13 protein-coding genes are annotated in these 18,460 nt (G+C 57.9%); 12 read left to right on the forward strand and 1 reads right to left on the reverse strand.

All coding sequences use genetic code 11. From position 1 onward, the window contains the following. Window positions 1-5 precede the first annotated feature (5 nt). From BWI76_RS09790 to BWI76_RS09820, 7 genes are all read left to right on the forward strand, one after another. Window positions 6-2,261 (forward strand): ComEC family protein, encoded by a 2,256-nt coding sequence (locus BWI76_RS09790; protein WP_049090029.1) that lies wholly within the window; start codon window positions 6-8, stop codon window positions 2,259-2,261. Window positions 2,262-2,306: 45 nt separating this feature from the next. Beyond that, complete coding sequence (gene msbA / locus BWI76_RS09795; RefSeq protein WP_024360073.1) at window positions 2,307-4,055, forward strand: lipid A ABC transporter ATP-binding protein/permease MsbA; 1,749 nt, start codon at window positions 2,307-2,309, stop codon at window positions 4,053-4,055. Beyond that, the gene (gene lpxK / locus BWI76_RS09800; RefSeq protein ID WP_049087517.1) at window positions 4,052-5,032 is read left to right on the forward strand and encodes a tetraacyldisaccharide 4'-kinase; all 981 of its coding nucleotides are present in this window, start codon (window positions 4,052-4,054) and stop codon (window positions 5,030-5,032) included. Before msbA ends, lpxK begins: the two co-directional genes overlap by 4 nt. 46 nt (window positions 5,033-5,078) lie before the next feature. Continuing rightward, on the forward strand, window positions 5,079-6,308 hold the full coding sequence (locus BWI76_RS09805; protein WP_049087516.1) for a winged helix-turn-helix domain-containing protein: 1,230 nt from the start codon (window positions 5,079-5,081) through the stop codon (window positions 6,306-6,308). Window positions 6,309-6,360: 52 nt separating this feature from the next. After that, a complete protein-coding gene (gene ycaR, locus BWI76_RS09810; RefSeq protein WP_004130952.1) occupies window positions 6,361-6,543 on the forward strand; it encodes a protein YcaR in 183 nt (60 codons plus the stop codon). Continuing rightward, window positions 6,540-7,286 (forward strand): 3-deoxy-manno-octulosonate cytidylyltransferase, encoded by a 747-nt coding sequence (kdsB, locus tag BWI76_RS09815; protein ID WP_004871641.1) that lies wholly within the window; start codon window positions 6,540-6,542, stop codon window positions 7,284-7,286. The genes ycaR and kdsB overlap by 4 nt, the downstream gene beginning before the upstream one ends. 141 nt (window positions 7,287-7,427) lie before the next feature. Then, entirely contained in the window at window positions 7,428-8,321 is an 894-nt protein-coding gene (locus BWI76_RS09820) for a YcbJ family phosphotransferase (RefSeq protein ID WP_024360069.1), read from the forward strand. On the opposite strand, the gene elyC is transcribed toward BWI76_RS09820, so the two are convergent. Then, the gene (gene elyC, locus BWI76_RS09825) at window positions 8,298-9,077 is read right to left on the reverse strand and encodes an envelope biogenesis factor ElyC (RefSeq protein WP_004871635.1); all 780 of its coding nucleotides are present in this window, start codon (window positions 9,075-9,077) and stop codon (window positions 8,298-8,300) included. The two genes, BWI76_RS09820 and elyC, sit on opposite strands and share 24 nt — an antisense overlap. 121 nt (window positions 9,078-9,198) lie before the next feature. Between elyC and cmoM the strand changes: the two genes are divergently transcribed. From cmoM to ldtD, 5 genes are all read left to right on the forward strand, one after another. Continuing rightward, window positions 9,199-9,978 (forward strand): tRNA uridine 5-oxyacetic acid(34) methyltransferase CmoM, encoded by a 780-nt coding sequence (cmoM, locus tag BWI76_RS09830; protein WP_004871632.1) that lies wholly within the window; start codon window positions 9,199-9,201, stop codon window positions 9,976-9,978. Window positions 9,979-9,981: 3 nt separating this feature from the next. Then, the gene (gene mukF / locus BWI76_RS09835) at window positions 9,982-11,304 is read left to right on the forward strand and encodes a chromosome partition protein MukF (protein WP_004871630.1); all 1,323 of its coding nucleotides are present in this window, start codon (window positions 9,982-9,984) and stop codon (window positions 11,302-11,304) included. Then, window positions 11,285-11,989, forward strand: coding sequence for a chromosome partition protein MukE (gene mukE, locus BWI76_RS09840; protein WP_004100725.1), 705 nt, complete (start codon window positions 11,285-11,287; stop codon window positions 11,987-11,989). Before mukF ends, mukE begins: the two co-directional genes overlap by 20 nt. Continuing rightward, window positions 11,989-16,437 carry a chromosome partition protein MukB gene (gene mukB / locus BWI76_RS09845; RefSeq protein ID WP_024360065.1) on the forward strand — a complete coding sequence of 1,483 codons (4,449 nt, stop codon included), beginning with the start codon at window positions 11,989-11,991 and terminating at the stop codon, window positions 16,435-16,437. The genes mukE and mukB overlap by 1 nt, the downstream gene beginning before the upstream one ends. A gap of 183 nt (window positions 16,438-16,620) precedes the next feature. Further along, a complete protein-coding gene (ldtD, locus tag BWI76_RS09850) occupies window positions 16,621-18,414 on the forward strand; it encodes a L,D-transpeptidase (RefSeq protein ID WP_049087514.1) in 1,794 nt (597 codons plus the stop codon). The last annotated feature ends 46 nt before the right edge of the window (window positions 18,415-18,460 follow it).

Here is an 18,460-nt window from a genome sequence, read left to right on the forward strand (position 1 = left end):
TGCTCATGCGTTTACCACAACTTGCGGGCTGCGTGATTATCGGTATCCTGCCGCTACTCTGGTTGCCCGTTCTGCCCGGGCGGTGGGTTACCTGGGGGTTAATGGTCCTGGCGCTACTCATTGCGCAATGTCGGCGCAGACCTGCGCAATACGCGGCATTGATAACGCTGTTTTTTGTCTGGGGAGTGCTCAGCGCTCGCCAGACGCTATGGCCGACAGAGAGGTTAACGGACAAGAATCAGCGGGTTGAAGTTGAGCTGACCGCAACGGACGGGCAGACAACGCATCAGGGCAAAATTATTCGTCTGGATGGGCGTCGGCTGTTTCCTGCTCCGGGGATTAGCCTCTACGGCAACTATCTGCCAGAAACGCCCTGCGCAGGCCAGGTTTGGGCCATGACGCTGCGGGCGCGTCCAGTCCACGGTCAGCTCAACGATGGCGGTTTCGATAGCCAACGCTATGCATTAGCGCAGCATCGTCCGTTAACCGGGCGCTTTATCACGGCTGAAATCCGGGAGCGAAACTGCAGTTTGCGAGCGCGTTATCTGGCTTCGCTGAATCACACGCTGGCCGCGTTGCCGTGGCAATCGGTGATGCTAGGGTTAGGCATGGGGGAGCGTCTGGCGATACCTCGCGAGATAAAATCCCTGATGCAGGAAACCGGCATATCGCACCTGATGGCGATTTCTGGCTTACATATCGCGCTGGGGGCTTCTCTGGGCTGGTTGCTGCTCAGGGGCGCGCAATTCTTTCTCCCGTGCCGCTGGCTTGGCTGGCGGGCGCCGCTGCTTATGGGCCTGGCGAGCGCGATATTTTACGCTGGGCTAACCGGCATGCAGCCGCCGGCGCTGCGCACCTGCGTCGCGCTGGCTGCGGGGGGCGCGCTGAGGCTATCCGGAAAACGCTGGTCGCCATGGCAGCTATGGGTCTGCTGCATTGGCGCAATACTGTTTGCCGATCCGCTGGCAATGTTATCCGAAAGCCTGTGGCTATCAGCGTTCGCCGTAGCGGCGCTTATTTTCTGGTATCAACTGGCGCCGATGCCGGCCGGCAAAAAGAACTGGCTACTGCGTCAAAGCCTTGCGTTATGCCACCTGCAGATCGGATTGATGTTCCTGCTCGCTCCTCTACAGATCGCTCTGTTTCACGGTATAAGCTTAACGTCCGTGGTCGCCAACTTTATCGCCGTGCCTCTGGTGACCTTTGTCGTCGTCCCGTTGATCCTGGCAGCCATGTTTTTACACCTCTGCGCGCCGTCTATCATTGAGATGGCGGTCTGGCAATCAGCGGACAGGATCCTGGCTATCTTATTCTGGTTATTACGCCAGCTGCCGTCCGGCTGGCTGGGGCTTGACGCTCGCTGGCTTGGGATAAGCATAGTGCCGTGGCTGGCGCTGATCGTCTGGCGCTTTCACGCCTGGCGGACGGCGCCCGCATTTTGCTTGACCTGCCTCGTGCTGCTGAGCAGGCCGTTCTGGCGAAGCGCCTCAGTTGACGAATGGCGAGCCACTATGCTGGACGTAGGGCAGGGGCTGGCGGTGGTCATTGAACGTCAGGGCGCGGCGTTTCTCTATGACACCGGGCTTGCCTGGCCTGATGGCGACAGCGGCCAGCAGATTATTATCCCGTGGCTACGCTGGCACCATTTGCAGCTGGAGGGGATCGTTCTCAGCCACGAGCATCTCGATCACCGCGGTGGGCTCAACTCAGTGTTAAAAGCATGGCCGCAGACAGCGGTGCGCAGCCCGCTGGGCTGGGCTGGTCATTTAGCGTGCCGGCGCGGAGAAACCTGGCAGTGGCGAGGCTTAACCTTTCGCGCGCTTTGGCCGCTGCCTGGGGCGACAAAAGCGGGAAATAATCGCTCTTGCGTGGTGCGAATTGACGATGGGCAGTACAGTATTCTGCTGACCGGGGATATTGAAACGCCGGCGGAGCTGGCGATGATTAGCCACTACTGGCAGCATCTTGCGTCTACACTTATCCAGGTTCCGCACCACGGCAGTAATACCTCGTCAGGGATAGCCCTACTGCGGAGCGTTGGCGGCAAGGCGGCGCTTGCTTCCGCTTCTCGCTATAACGCCTGGCGTATGCCATCAGCGAAAGTGATTCAGCGCTACCGGAATCAGCGTTATCAATGGTTCGATACGCCGCATCAGGGGCAAATTACGGTCGTTTTTTCCCCGGACGGCTGGCAAATCCATGGCTTACGGGATCAAGTTTTACCTCGTTGGTATCATCAGTGGTTTGGCGGGAAGGCGTAGAACGGGTAGAATATGCGGCTATTTCAACACAAGCTGGTTTATTGAATGCAGAACGATAAAGATCTCTCCACGTGGCAGACCTTCCGCCGACTCTGGCCGATTATAGCGCCGTTTAAACCCGGGCTAATCGTTGCAGCGGTAGCGTTAGTGCTTAACGCGGCTAGTGATACCTTCATGCTATCGCTTCTTAAACCGTTATTGGATGATGGTTTTGGTAAAACGGATCGCTCCGTGCTGATATGGATGCCGCTGGTGGTGATCGGGTTAATGATTCTGCGCGGCATTACCAGCTACGTTTCAAGCTACTGTATCTCCTGGGTGTCCGGCAAAGTCGTGATGACGATGCGCCGTCGTTTATTCAGCCATATGATGGGGATGCCGGTTGCCTTCTTTGACAAACAGTCCACCGGGACGCTGTTATCGCGTATTACCTATGATTCTGAGCAGGTCGCGTCCTCTTCCTCCAGCGCGCTGATTACCGTTGTGCGTGAAGGCGCATCGATTATTGGCCTGTTCGTTATGATGTTCTACTACAGCTGGCAACTGTCAGTGATTCTGATCGTGCTGGCGCCGATCGTGTCTATTGCTATTCGCGTGGTCTCGAAGCGTTTCCGTAATATCAGCAAGAATATGCAGAACACCATGGGACAGGTGACGACCAGCGCAGAGCAGATGCTGAAAGGGCACAAAGAAGTGCTGATGTTTGGCGGCCAGGCCGTCGAAACCAAACGTTTTGATAAAGTCAGCAATAAGATGCGTCTGCAGGGGATGAAAATGGTCTCCGCGTCGTCAATTTCTGATCCGATTATCCAGCTGATCGCCTCTCTGGCTCTGGCTTTCGTGCTCTATGCTGCCAGCTTCCCGAGCGTGATGGAGACGCTGACGGCCGGGACCATCACCGTTGTTTTCTCCTCGATGATCGCGCTGATGCGCCCGCTGAAATCGCTGACTAACGTCAACGCGCAGTTCCAGCGCGGGATGGCCGCCTGTCAGACCCTTTTCGCCATTCTTGATTCCGAGCAGGAGAAGGATGAAGGCACGCGGGTTATCGAACGCGCGAAGGGCAACCTCGAATTTAAAAACGTCACCTTCAGATACCCAGGACGCGAAGTCGCCGCCCTGCGCAATATCGACCTGAATATTCCGGAAGGGAAAACCGTGGCGCTGGTCGGGCGCTCGGGCTCGGGTAAGTCGACCATCGCCAGCCTTATTACGCGTTTCTACGATGTTGATGATGGACAGATCTTGCTGGACGGCCACGACCTGCGTGAATACACCCTGAGCTCCCTGCGCGATCAGGTTGCGCTGGTGTCGCAAAACGTCCATCTCTTTAACGATACCGTAGCGAATAACATCGCCTATGCGCGTACCGAAGAGTACAGCCGCGAGCAGATTGAGGAAGCGGCGCGTATGGCTTATGCCATGGATTTTATCAACAAAATGGACAATGGCCTGGATACGATTATCGGTGAAAACGGCGTGATGCTTTCCGGCGGCCAGCGTCAGCGTATCGCAATCGCTCGCGCCCTGCTGCGTAACAGCCCGATCCTGATCCTCGACGAAGCCACATCGGCGCTGGATACCGAATCCGAACGCGCGATTCAGGCCGCGCTGGACGAACTGCAGAAAAACCGCACCTCGCTGGTTATTGCCCACCGTCTGTCGACGATTGAGCAGGCTGATGAGATCGTGGTGGTGGAAGATGGTCAGATCGTTGAGCGCGGCAGCCATACCGATCTGCTTGAGCACAAGGGCGTCTACGCTCAGCTGCATAAGATGCAGTTCGGCGCATGATTGCTCGTATCTGGTCCGGTGAGTCGCCCTTATGGCGGCTGCTGCTTCCGCTCTCCTGGCTCTATGGCCTGGTGAGCGGGTTGATACGGCTTAGCTATAAACTGGGCTGGCGAAAAGCCTGGCGAGCGCCGGTGCCGGTCGTGGTGGTGGGTAACCTGACCGCAGGCGGCAATGGTAAAACGCCGGTTGTCGTCTGGCTGGTGGAACAGCTCCAGCAGCGCGGTATTCGCGTTGGTGTCGTTTCACGCGGCTACGGCGGTAAAGCAGCGAGCTATCCGCTGCTGCTTAATCCGGATACCCGCACCGGGGAAGCGGGGGATGAGCCGGTACTGATTTACCAGCGTACCGGCGCGCCGGTTGCCGTCTCGCCGGTACGCAGCGATGCGGTACAGGCCCTGCTTGCCGCCAAGGATCTTCAGCTTATCGTCACTGATGATGGCCTGCAGCACTATAAGCTGGCGCGCGACAAAGAAATTGTGGTGATTGACGGCGTGCGCCGTTTTGGCAACGGCTGGTGGCTGCCCGCCGGGCCTATGCGTGAGCGCGCTTCGCGTTTACGCAGCGTGGATGCGGTTATTGTTAACGGGGGCCTCGCCCGCCCGGGAGAAATTCCGATGCAGCTTCGCCCCGGACTGGCGGTGAATCTGCGGACCGGTGAACGCCGGGATGTCGCGGCGTTTGACAACGTGGTGGCGATGGCCGGAATCGGCCACCCTCCGCGTTTCTTCGCCACTCTTGAAAGCTGCGGCGTACAGCCGGTCAAAACCGTTGCCCTGGCCGATCATCAGGCATTGACGCAGAGCGCTGTCGCTGCCCTGGCGACAGCGCGGCAAACTCTGCTGATGACCGAAAAAGACGCGGTGAAGTGCCGCGAGTTTGCGCAGGCAAACTGGTGGTATCTCCCGGTCGACGCGATAATGACTGATGAACGCGCGCAGCGGTTGCTCACTGACTTAATTACGCTGGCGCAACGCTGATTTTGTCCATCACCGCTTGCGCCTGAACCCTTAACGGAGTAGCTGCATGCCGGTATTGTCCCTCTCGCTTAAAGATGCCCGCCATCTCCACCTCGCCGCGCAGGGGCTGCTGAAAAAGCCCCGTCGTCGCGCCAGGCCCGAGGACATTCTACAGACCATCAGGCAGATGTCCCTGCTGCAAATCGATACCATCAACGTGGTTGCCCGCAGTCCTTACCTGGTGCTTTTTAGCCGCCTTGGCCGCTATCCTCAGGGCTGGCTGAACGAGGCGCTCCGCGCCGGCGAGCTGATGGAGTACTGGGCGCACGAAGCCTGTTTTTTACCGCGCAGCGACTTTTCGCTGGTGCGTCACCGCATGTTGGCGCCGGATAACATGGGCTGGAAATATCACAAAGCGTGGATGACCGAGCACGCCGCAGGCATTCAGGAGCTGCTGGCCCATATTGCTGAAAATGGCCCGGTGCGCTCGGCCGACTTCGAGCATCCGCGCAAAGGCGCCAGCGGCTGGTGGGAGTGGAAACCGCATAAGCGCCATCTTGAAGGTTTATTTACCGCCGGTGAAGTGATGGTTATCGAGCGGCGTAATTTTCAGCGCGTTTACGACCTGACCCATCGGGTGATGCCGAACTGGGACGATGCGCGAGATGGGCTCTCTCAGGAGCAGGCTGAAGCCATTATGTTACGCAATAGCGCTCGTAGCCTGGGGATTTTTCGCGCGCAGTGGCTGGCGGATTATTATCGTCTGCGTCAGCCCCCGCTGCCGCTGCTGCTGGCGAGTTGGCAGGATGAGGGGCTGGTGGTGCCGGTTAACGTTGAGACGCTGGGCGAAATGTGGCTTCACCGTGATGCCCTGACGCTGCTGGAGTCCTCTCCCGGCGGCAGGCTCGCCGCCAGCCACAGCGCCGTGCTCTCGCCTTTCGATCCGGTCGTATGGGATCGCAAACGAGCGGAACAGCTGTTTAGCTTTACCTACCGCCTGGAGTGCTACACCCCCGCGCCGAAACGGCAGTACGGCTATTTTGTGTTACCGCTGCTGCACCAGGGGAGACTGGTTGGCAGAATGGACAGCAAAATGCACCGTAAAACCGGCGTGCTGGAAATTATCGCCCTGTGGCTGGAAGAGGGGGTAAAGGTGACGTCCGGGCTGGAGAGTGGGCTAAAACGCGCCATTGATGATTTTGCCCTCTGGCAGGGCGCCGCGCGAGTGACCTGCGGACGGCTACCTCCGGCGCTTTTTGCCGGCCTGCAGCAGGGTTGGGAAATTGACGCCGCCTGAGCCCACGTGTGATATGCTGCTGAAGAATCTATTCGGTCCATCTGGAGGAATCATGGATCACCGTTTACTTGAAATTATCGCCTGTCCGGTTTGTAACGGTAAGCTGTATTACAGCCAGGATAAGCAAGAACTGATCTGCAAACTTGATCGCCTGGCTTTTCCGCTGCGTGAAGGCATTCCCGTACTGCTGGAAACCGAAGCGCGCCCGCTTCCTGTAGAAGAGAGCCAGTCATGAGTTTCGTGGTTATCATCCCCGCGCGCTTTGCTTCTACCCGCCTGCCAGGGAAACCGCTCCAGGATATCAACGGCAAGCCGATGATTGTCCACGTTCTGGAACGCGCGCGCGAATCCGGTGCCGAGCGTATCATCGTTGCTACCGACCATCCGGACGTGGCCCATGCGGTGGAAGCCGCCGGTGGCGAAGTCTGCATGACGCGTGAAGATCATCAATCTGGTACCGAACGCCTTGCCGAAGTGGTCGAAAAATGCGCCTTCAGCGATGACACCATCATCGTTAACATTCAGGGCGACGAGCCGATGATCCCGCCAGCCATCGTGCGGCAGGTGGCCGAAAATCTGGCGGCAAGCACGAGCGGTATGGCGACCTTAGCGGTGCCAATCCACGATGCGGAAGAAGCGTTTAATCCGAATGCGGTGAAGGTCGTGATGGATGCTGAGGGCTATGCGCTCTACTTCTCACGCGCCACCATTCCGTGGGATCGCGATCGTTTCGCCAAATCCCGCGAGGCTGTTGGCGATTCGCTGCTGCGCCATATTGGGATTTATGGCTATCGCGCCGGATTTATCCGCCGCTATGTTAGCTGGGCACCGAGCCCGCTGGAGCAAATAGAGATGCTCGAGCAGCTGCGCGTGCTGTGGTACGGCGAGAAAATCCATGTCGCGGTGGCGGAAGTGGTTCCCGGTACGGGTGTCGATACACCGGAAGATCTGGAGCGCGTTCGCGCGGAGCTGCGTTAATCCCTCCGTCCCCTCCGCCAGGAGGGGATATCCCCAGGCCGTTATTCCATACTTTTTTACGTCAATTTTGATCTCACCCGATGACAACCCCGGCGCAGGCGCTCATTATGAATCCGGTAGTATTCATAGGGGTAATCAGAAATGGAACAGTTGCGTACCGAGCTGAGCCACCTGCTGGGTGAAAAACTAAGCCGCGTGGAGTGCGTCAGCGAGAAACCCTCGTCGGCGCTGTGGTCGCTATATGATGCACAGGGAAACCCAATGCCGCTGCTGGCGCGCAGCTTTACGACGCCGGGGGTGGCGCGCCAGCTGGCGTGGAAAATATCGACCCTCGCGCGAAGCGGCACCGTGCGTATGCCGGTTGTCTACGGCGTAATGACGCATGAAGAGCATCCCGGCCCCGATGTTCTGCTGATCGAACGGCTGCGCGGCGTCTCGGTTGAAGCCCCCGCCCGCACGCCGGAGCGCTGGGAGCAGCTGCAGGAGCAGATCGTTGAAGCGCTGCTGGCCTGGCACCGCCAGGACAGCGGCGGCTGCGTCGGGATGGTCGATAGTACTCAGGAAAACCTCTGGCCGTACTGGTATCGCCAGCGCGTGGAGGTGCTATGGAGCACGCTGAATCTTTATCATGATACCGGCCTGACGATGCAGGATAAACGCATTCTGTTCCGCACCCGCGAATGCCTTATGGATTTGTTTAAAGATTTCAATGATAACTGCGTGCTGGTACACGGTAGCTTCACGCTGCGCAGCATGCTTAAAGATCCGCGCAGCGATCAGCTGCTGGCGATGGTCGGGCCGGGTATGATGCTCTGGGCGCCGCGGGAATATGAGCTATTCCGTCTGGCCGATAGCGGTCAGGAGGAGGAGCTGCTGTGGCACTATCTCCGGCGGGCGCCGGTGGCGGAAGCGTTTCTCTGGCGGCGCTGGCTGTATCTGCTGTGGGACGAAGTGGATAATCTGGTGAATACCGGGCGCTTTGACCGCACCCGGTTTGATCTGGCGGCTAAATCAATCCTGCCCTGGATCGCCTGAGGATCCTTTCAGCCATTGCCAGATGCGGCCTAGCGTTTCGTAACCCACCCGATCGCTATGCATGAGCCAAACGGGCGAAGGAATTGCCCGCTCCCATGGGTTGAGCGGTGACTCAATCGCCAACTGGTTGGCCGGCGCGGGCAGGGGGGTTAGCCCGGCGCGGCGAAAGAAAATCATCGCCCGCGGCAGATGCGAGGCGGAGGTAACCAGCAGGAACGGCGCATCGCCTATCGCCTCCTTCACCGCGGCGGCTTCTTCTTCGGTGTCTTTGGGTTTATCCAGAACGATGATTTCGCTGCGCGGTATCCCCAGACTCTCGGCAACTCTGGCCCCGGCTTCCGCCGTGCTGACTGGATTCGTTTTTGCCGCGGCGCCGGTAAAAATGAGTTTCGAGCCCGGGTTTTCATACCACAGGCGGATCCCCTCCGTCAGCCGCGGCAGGCTGTTGTTGATGAGATTTGAGCTGGGGGCCCAGTTCGGATTCCAGGTGTAGCCGCCGCCAAGCACGACGACATACTGCACGCGCTTTTCATCTCTCCACGTCGGGTATTTATCTTCAATCGGCTTTAGCAGGCTATCGGCTACGGGTTGCAGGCTCAACAGCAGTAACAGTAGCCAGCCGAGGCTGACGCAGAGCTTGCCGGTGCGCTGGAAACGGCTAAACCACAGCAGTGCGATCCCGAGCGCAATCAGCAACAGCAGCAGGGGAAGCGGCAGCATCATGCCGCCTAAAACCTTTTTCAGCGTAAAAAGCATGCCGTACGGTTCCTTTTTTAACCATCTAACCAAAGATATACCCGGATCTTACAACAGATCGCTTCATTCTCCGCGCGGGTATGACAAAATAGCGGCTTTGTGTTGGCGTGTGGAGTCACCCGTGCAGGATCGTAATTTCGATGATATTGCTGAAAAGTTTTCGCGCAATATATATGGCACCACCAAAGGCCAGCTGCGGCAGGCGATCCTCTGGCAGGATCTGCAACCGCTGCTGAACCAGCTGGGGCCTGGGCCATTGCGAGTTCTTGACGCGGGCGGCGGCGAGGGACAGACGGCGATCAAAGTGGCGGAAATGGGCCATCACGTCACGTTATGCGATCTTTCCGGAGAAATGGTGGCTCGCGCCAGGCAGGCGGCTGCCGATAAAGGTGTGATCGACAACATGCATTTTGTACAATGCGCGGCTCAGGATATTGAGCAGCATTTGGAAAGTCCGGTCGATCTGATACTGTTTCATGCGGTGCTGGAATGGGTAGCCGAACCTCAGGCGATGTTGCGTACGCTGTGGGCGATGCTGCGTCCCGGCGGCGCGTTGTCGCTGATGTTCTACAATGCTAACGGTCTGTTGATGCACAATATGGTCGCCGGAAATCTCGACTATGTGCAAATCGGCATGCCGAAAAAGAAAAAACGCACGCTGTCGCCGGACTATCCGCGCGATCCGCAGCAGGTTTACGGCTGGCTGGAAGAGATTGGCTGGCAGATTACCGGTAAGACAGGCGTACGGGTGTTTCATGATTATCTGCGTGAAAAACACCAACAGCACGACAAATTTGCGGCGCTGCTGGAGCTGGAAACGCGCTACTGTCGCCAGGAGCCGTATATTAGCTTAGGCCGTTATATTCACGTCACCGCGCTTAAGCCGCAGATGCAAGGATAAACTATGAGTGAATTTTCCCAGACAGTCCCCGAACTGGTTGCCTGGGCCAGGAAAAATGATTTTTCTATTTCGCTGCCAGTCGACAGACTCTCTTTTCTGCTGGCGATCGCCACGCTGAACGGCGAGCGGATGGAAGGGGAAATGACCGAGGGAGAACTGGTGGACGCGTTCCGCCACGTGAGTGATGCGTTTGAGCAGACCAGCGAAACCATCAGCCAGCGCGCCAATAATGCCATTAACGATATGGTGCGCCAGCGTCTGCTGAACCGCTTTACCAGCGAAATCACCGAGAGTAATGCTATTTATCGCCTGACGCCGCTGGGCATCGGGATCACCGACTACTATATTCGCCAGCGTGAGTTCTCCACCTTGCGCCTGTCGATGCAGCTCTCCATCGTTGCCGGCGAACTCAAGCGCGCCGCCGACTCGGCAGAAGAGGGCGGCGATGAGTTCCACTGGCATCGTAACGTTTTCGCCCCGCTGAAGTACTCGGTAGCGGAAATTTTTGACAGCATCGACCTGACTCAGCGGATCATGGATGAACAGCAGCAGTTGGTGAAAGATGATATTGCCCAGCTGCTGAACAAGGACTGGCGAGCGGCGATCTCCAGCTGTGAGCTGCTGCTGTCGGAAACCTCCGGCACCCTGCGCGAACTGCAGGATACGCTGGACGCGGCGGGCGATAAGCTGCAGGCAAACCTACTGCGTATCCAGGACTCGACCATGGCGCGCGACGATTTGAATTTTATCGATCGTCTGGTGTTCGATCTGCAAAGCAAGCTGGACCGCATCGTCAGCTGGGGCCAGCAGGCGATTGACCTGTGGATCGGCTACGATCGCCACGTGCATAAATTTATCCGTACCGCCATCGATATGGATAAAAACCGCGTCTTCGCGCAGCGTCTGCGTCAGTCGGTGCAAACCTACTTCGACGCTCCGTGGGCGCTCACCCACGCGAATGCCGATCGACTGCTTGATATGCGCGATGAAGAGATGGCGCTGCATGATGAAGAGGTCACCGGGGAACTTCCGGCGGATCTGGAGTACGAAGAGTTTAACGAAATTCGCGAACAGCTGGCGGCGCTGATTGAAGGACAGCTGGTGGTCTATAAAGAGAAGGGACTGCCGCTGGATCTTGGCCTGGTGGTTCGCGAATATCTGTCGCAGTATCCGCGCGCACGCCACTTTGATGTCGCGCGCATTGTGGTCGACCAGGCGGTACGTTTGGGCGTAGCGCAAGCAGATTTCACCGGACTGCCGGCAAAATGGCAGCCGATTAATGATTACGGAGCCAAGGTACAGGCGCATGTCATCGACAAATATTGAACAAGTGATGCCGGTTAAACTGGCGCAAGCGTTGGCTAATCCGTTATTTCCGGCGCTGGATAGCGCCCTGCGCGCGGGCCGCCATATCGGCCTCGACGAGCTGGATAATCACGCATTTTTAATGGATTTTCAGGATTACCTGGAAGAATTTTATGCTCGCTACAACGTCGAGCTGATTCGCGCCCCGGAAGGATTTTTCTATCTGCGTCCGCGGTCGACCACGCTGATCCCGCGCTCGGTGCTCTCCGAGCTGGATATGATGGTGGGCAAAATTCTCTGCTATCTCTACCTCAGCCCGGAGCGCCTGGCGAATGAAGGCATCTTCACCCAGCAGGAGCTTTACGACGAGCTGCTGACTCTGGCGGATGAAGCCAAGCTGCTGAAGCTGGTCAATAACCGTTCTACCGGCTCCGACCTTGATCGCCAGAAACTGCAGGAAAAAATGCGCGCTTCACTCAACCGCCTGCGCCGTCTCGGCATGGTGTGGTTTATGGGCCACGACAGCAGCAAATTCCGCATCACCGAATCGGTATTTCGCTTCGGCGCCGATGTGCGCGCCGGTGACGATCCGCGCGAAGCCCAGCTGCGTATGATCCGCGACGGTGAAGCGATGGCGCTGGAAAATCGCCTGCAGCTTAATGATGAGAATGAAGAGAATCAGCCGGATAGCGGGGAGGAAGAGTAATGATTGAACGCGGTAAATTTCGCTCGCTAACGCTGGTTAACTGGAACGGCTTTTTTGCCCGGACTTTTGATCTTGATGAATTAGTGACCACGCTTTCCGGTGGTAACGGGGCCGGTAAATCCACGACCATGGCCGCCTTCGTCACCGCGCTGATCCCGGACCTGACGCTGCTGCACTTCCGTAACACCACGGAAGCGGGGGCCACCAGCGGCTCGCGCGATAAAGGCCTGCACGGTAAGCTGCGCGCTGGCGTCTGCTACTCGGTGCTGGACGTGATCAACTCCCGCCACCAGCGCGTGGTGGTCGGCGTTCGCCTACAGCAGGTGGCCGGTCGCGATCGTAAAGTCGATATCAAGCCGTTTGCAATCCAGGGCCTGCCAACCTCCATCCAGCCAACCCAGCTGCTGACCGAAACCCTTAACGAGCGCCAGGCGCGCGTGGTGACGCTCAACGAGCTGAAAGATAAGCTCGAAGCGATGGAAGGGGTGCAGTTTAAGCAGTTTAACTCTATTACCGAATATCACTCGCTGATGTTTGACCTGGGCGTGGTGGCCCGTCGCCTGCGTTCGGCTTCGGACCGTAGCAAATACTATCGCCTGATCGAAGCCTCGCTGTACGGCGGTATTTCGAGCACCATTACCCGCTCGCTGCGCGACTACCTGTTGCCGGAAAACAGCGGCGTGCGTAAGGCGTTCCAGGATATGGAAGCGGCGCTGCGTGAAAACCGCATGACGCTGGAAGCTATCCGCGTGACGCAGTCGGACCGCGATCTCTTCAAGCATCTGATCAGCGAAGCCACCAACTACGTTGCCGCCGACTATATGCGTCACGCCAATGAACGGCGCATTCATCTCGATAAAGCGCTGGAATATCGCCGGGATCTGTTCACCTCCCGCGCTCAGCTCGCGGCGGAACAGTATAAGCACGTCGATATGGCCCGCGAACTGCAGGAACATAACGGCGCGGAAGGCGATCTGGAAGCCGATTACCAGGCCGCCAGCGACCATCTGAACCTGGTACAGACCGCGCTGCGCCAGCAGGAAAAAATCGAGCGCTATGAAGCGGATCTTGATGAACTGCAGATTCGCCTCGAAGAGCAAAATGAAGTCGTCGCGGAAGCGGTTGATCTACAGGAAGAGAACGAAGCCCGCGCCGAAGCCGCCGAGCTGGAAGTGGATGAGCTGAAAAACCAGCTTGCCGACTACCAGCAGGCGCTGGACGTGCAGCAGACCCGCGCGATTCAGTACACCCAGGCGCTGCAGGCGCTGGAGCGGGCAAAAACCCTCTGCCATCTGCCGGACTTAACCCCGGAAAGTGCCGACGAGTGGCTGGAAACGTTCCAGGCGAAAGAGCAGGAAGCGACGGAAAAAATGCTGTCGCTGGAACAGAAAATGAGCGTGGCGCAAACCGCGCACAGCCAGTTTGAACAGGCATACCAGCTGGTGGCGGAGATCAACGGCCCGCTGGCGCGTAATGAAGCCTGGAACGTAGCGCGCGAGCTGCTGCGCGAAGGCGTTAATCAACGCCATCAGGCTGAACAGGCGCACGGGCTGCGCAGCCGCCTGACCGAGCTCGAACAGCGCCTGCGTGAACAGCAGGACGCCGAACGCCAGCTCAATGAATTCTGTAAGCGGCAGGGCAAACGCTACGATATCGATGAGCTGGAAGCTCTGCATCAGGAGCTGGAAGCCCGCATCGCGTCGCTTTCCGACAGCGTCTCCTCCGCCAGCGAACGGCGGATGACCCTACGCCAGGAGCTGGAACAGCTGCAGTCGCGGACGCAAACGCTGATGCGCCGCGCGCCCATCTGGCTGGCGGCGCAGAACAGCCTTAACCAGCTGTGCGAGCAGAGCGGCGAGCAGTTTGAGTCCAGCCAGGAAGTTACCGAATATCTCCAGCAGCTGCTGGAGCGTGAACGCGAAGCTATCGTGGAGCGCGATGAAGTCGGCGCCCGCAAGCGCGCTATCGATGATGAAATTGAGCGTCTTAGCCAGCCGGGCGGTTCGGAAGATCAGCGCCTGAACGCGCTGGCGGAACGTTTTGGCGGCGTACTGCTGTCGGAAATCTACGATGACGTGAGTCTCGATGATGCGCCTTATTACTCCGCGCTCTACGGTCCTTCCCGCCACGCCATCGTGGTACCGGATCTGTCGCTGATTGCCGATCAGCTGGAAGGTCTTGAAGATTGTCCCGAAGATCTCTACCTGATCGAAGGCGATCCGCAGTCGTTTGATGACAGCGTATTCAGCGTCGATGAGCTGGAAAAAGCGGTGGTCGTGAAGATTGCCGATCGCCAGTGGCGCTATTCACGCTTCCCGACGCTGCCGCTGTTTGGCCGCGCGGCCCGCGAAAGCCGTGTTGAAACCCTGCACGCCGAGCGCGAAAGCCTGTCCGAGCGTTTTGCGACGCTGTCGTTTGATGTGCAGAAAACCCAGCGCCTGCATCAGGCGTTCAGCCGCTTTATCGGCAACCATCTGGCGGTGGCCTTTGAGGACGACCCGGAAGAGGAAATCCGCAAACTGAATACGCGTCGCGGCGAACTGGAGCGGGCGCTGACTGCCCATGAGAGCGATAACCAGCAGAACCGGGCGCAGTATGAGCAGGCCAAAGAGGGGGTATCCGCCCTCAACCGCCTGCTGCCGCGTCTGAATCTACTGGCCGACGACTCGCTGGCCGATCGCGTGGATGAAATCCAGGAACGCCTTGACGAAGCGCAGGAAGCCGCGCGCTTCGTACAGCAGCACGGCAATCAGCTGGCAAAGCTGGAGCCGATCGTTTCCGTTCTTCAGAGCGACCCGGAGCAGTTTGAACAGCTGAAAGAAGACTATGCGTATTCGCAGCAGACCCAGCGCGACGCGCGTCAGCAGGCGTTTGCGCTGACCGAAGTGGTGCAGCGTCGCGCCCACTTTAGCTACTCTGATTCCGCAGAGATGCTCAGCGGTAATAGCGATCTGAACGAGAAGCTGCGCCATCGCCTGGAGCAGGCGGAAGCGGAACGTGCCCGCACCCGCGACGCGCTGCGTACCCACGCCGCGCAGCTCAATCAGTACCATCAGGTGCTGGCATCGCTGAAAAGTTCGTATGACACCAAAAAAGAGCTGCTCAACGACCTGCATAAAGAGCTTAAGGATATTGGCGTACGCGCCGACGCCGGCGCCGAAGAGCGCGCCCGTCTGCGCCGCGATGAGCTCCACGCTCAGCTCAGCAACAACCGCGCGCGCCGCAATCAACTTGAGAAAGCGTTGACCTTCTGCGAAGCGGAAATGGATAACCTGACCCGCAGACTGCGCAAGCTGGAGCGCGATTACTGCGAAATGCGCGAACAGGTGGTCAGCGCCAAAGCGGGCTGGTGCGCGGTCATGCGCCTGGTGAAAGACAACGGCGTGGAGCGTCGCCTGCATCGTCGCGAGCTGGCTTACCTGTCTGCAGATGAGCTGCGCTCCATGTCGGATAAGGCGCTCGGCGCGCTGCGTCTGGCGGTCTCGGATAACGAACATCTGCGCGATGTGCTGCGTATTTCTGAAGATCCGAAACGCCCGGAACGCAAAATCCAGTTCTTTGTCGCCGTGTATCAGCATCTGCGCGAGCGTATCCGCCAGGATATCATCCGCACCGACGATCCGGTGGAAGCGATTGAGCAGATGGAGATCGAACTCAGCCGTCTGACGGAAGAGCTGACCAACCGCGAGCAGAAGCTGGCCATCAGCTCCCGCAGCGTGGCCAATATTATCCGCAAGACTATCCAGCGCGAGCAAAACCGTATTCGCATGCTCAACCAGGGGCTGCAGAGCGTCTCCTTCGGCCAGGTTAACAGCGTGCGTCTGAACGTCAACGTGCGGGAAACCCACTCGATGCTGCTGGACGTGCTATCTGAACAGCATGAACAGCATCAGGATCTGTTCAACAGCAATCGTCTGACCTTCTCGGAAGCGCTGGCGAAGCTGTATCAGCGCCTGAATCCGCAGATTGATATGGGGCAGCGTACGCCGCAGACCATCGGCGAAGAGCTGCTGGACTACCGCAACTATCTGGAGATGGAAGTGGAAGTTAACCGTGGTTCCGACGGCTGGCTGCGCGCGGAATCCGGTGCGCTATCGACCGGTGAGGCTATCGGTACCGGGATGTCGATCCTGGTGATGGTGGTACAGAGCTGGGAAGATGAATCTTCGCGCCTGCGCGGTAAGGACATTTCGCCGTGTCGTCTGCTGTTCCTTGATGAAGCGGCGCGTCTGGATGCCCGCTCTATCGCGACGCTGTTCGAGCTCTGCGATCGTCTGGAGATGCAGCTGATTATCGCGGCGCCGGAAAATATCAGTCCGGAAAAAGGCACCACCTATAAGCTTGTGCGTAAGGTCGTGAATAATCACGAGCACGTGCACGTCGTCGGTCTGCGTGGCTTCGCGCCGCAGCTGCCCGAAACGCTGCCGGGAACGGCAAATGCTTCATAGGGTGGTATAATAACCAGCCAAAGGGCGACGCGATGTCGCCCTTTTTGTTATCCGTTCCTGTATTTTAGGATTGTATAATCTTTTAACTTCTTTACATTTGGGAAGGCAAAAGCGTTTTCGTCTTCATATACTGAAAGTAAGCCCCAATTTAGCGGGCAGCAATGTGTTAACAGGGGGCAAGGGATGTTGCTAAAGAAACGGTATGGTCGTCAATTGTCCGCGCTCAGTCTGAGCCTGGCTTTTGCATTTGCTCCACTGTTCAATGTCCAGGCCGAAGAGCCTGAAGTGGTACCATCGGATAGCGCTACCGCCATCAGCGAGCTTTCTTCTGCGCTGAGCCAAAGCGCAAACCAATCTGCGGCGGTCGCCAAAATGGCCGGCGAGCAGGCGCTTCCAGCCGAGGCGGCGGCAAAAAGCCGTGCCGATATTCAGGCGGTGCTGCCGACCGGTTATCAACCCGTATTTATGAATCCGCTGGTATCGCTGTATGCGGCCAGGGATATGAAACCGATGTGGGATAACCGCGAGGCGGTGCAGGCGTTTCAACAGCAGCTGGCTGAAGTGGCTATCGCCGGTTTCCAGCCGCAGTTCACCACCTGGGTTGAGCTGTTGACCGACCCGGCAGTGAACGGTCTGGCGCGGGATGTTGTTCTTTCTGACGCCATGATGGGCTATCTGCATTTTATTAGCGGTATTCCGACTCAGGGCAACCGCTGGCTGTACGGCACCAAACCGTATGCGATGTCGACGCCGCCTCTGTCGGTCATTAACCAGTGGCAGGTGGCGCTGGATAACGGTTCGCTGCCGCAGTTTATTGCCGGGCTCGCCCCGCAGCATCCGCAGTATGCCGCAATGCATCAGGCGCTATTAGCGCAGGTTGCCGATTCCCGTCCATGGCCGCAGCTTACCAGCAAGACGTCGCTGCGCCCGGGCGAATGGAGCAATGATGCCGGCGCGCTGCGCGAAATTTTACAGCGCACCGGTATGCTGGATGAATCGGCAAAGATTGCTTTGCCGGGCGATGAGGTGGTGAGCCCATCTGCCGGGAAAAAGGCCAAAAACAGCGGCCGCGGCGTTTACGATCGCCAGTTAGTCGAGGGCGTTAAGCGCTTCCAGGCCTGGCAGGGGCTGGGCGCTGACGGTGTGATTGGTCAGGCGACCCGCGACTGGCTCAACGTTTCTCCCGCGCAACGCGCCGGCGTGCTGGCATTGAATATTCAGCGTTTGCGCCTGCTGCCGGGTAATCTGGCGACCGGCATCATGGTGAATATTCCCGCCTTTTCGCTGGTCTATTACCAGGACGGTAGCCAGGTGCTGGCATCGCGGGTTATCGTTGGTCGCCCGGACCGTAAAACGCCGATGATGAGCAGCGCCCTGAACAATGTCGTGGTCAACCCGCCGTGGAACGTGCCGCCGACGCTGGCGCGCAACGATATTCTGCCGAAGGTGCGCAATAACCCAGGCTACCTTGAGCAGCACGGCTATACGATGATGCGCGGCTGGAATAGCAAAGAGACAATCGACCCTTATCAGGTCGATTGGGAAACGATAACCGCATCGAATCTGCCGTTCCGCTTCCAGCAGGCTCCCGGCGCGCGCAATTCGCTGGGGCGCTATAAATTCAATATGCCAAGCTCGGACGCTATCTATTTGCACGATACGCCAAATCACAATCTGTTCCAGCGGGATGGGCGTGCGTTGAGCTCCGGATGCGTACGCGTCAATAAAGCCTCTGAGCTGGCGAATATGCTACTGCAGGATGCTGGCTGGAATGACGCGCGTATTTCAGATGCGCTTAAACAGGGAAACACCCGCTACGTTAATATTCGCCAGAATATCCCGGTTAATCTCTATTATTTGACCGCGTTTGTCGGCGCTGATGGACGTACACAATATCGAACAGATATTTACAATTACGATCTCACCGCGCGATCCAGCGCACAAATATTGCCTAAAGCTGAACAATTAATCAGATAAATGAAGTAGTTCAACGGATTTGGTTGTCCTATCTGTGTGTGAAAAC

Origin of the sequence: Klebsiella sp. M5al (assembly GCF_002090195.1) — a bacterium.
In the GTDB taxonomy this organism is placed as follows: Bacteria; Pseudomonadota; Gammaproteobacteria; order Enterobacterales; family Enterobacteriaceae; genus Klebsiella; species Klebsiella grimontii.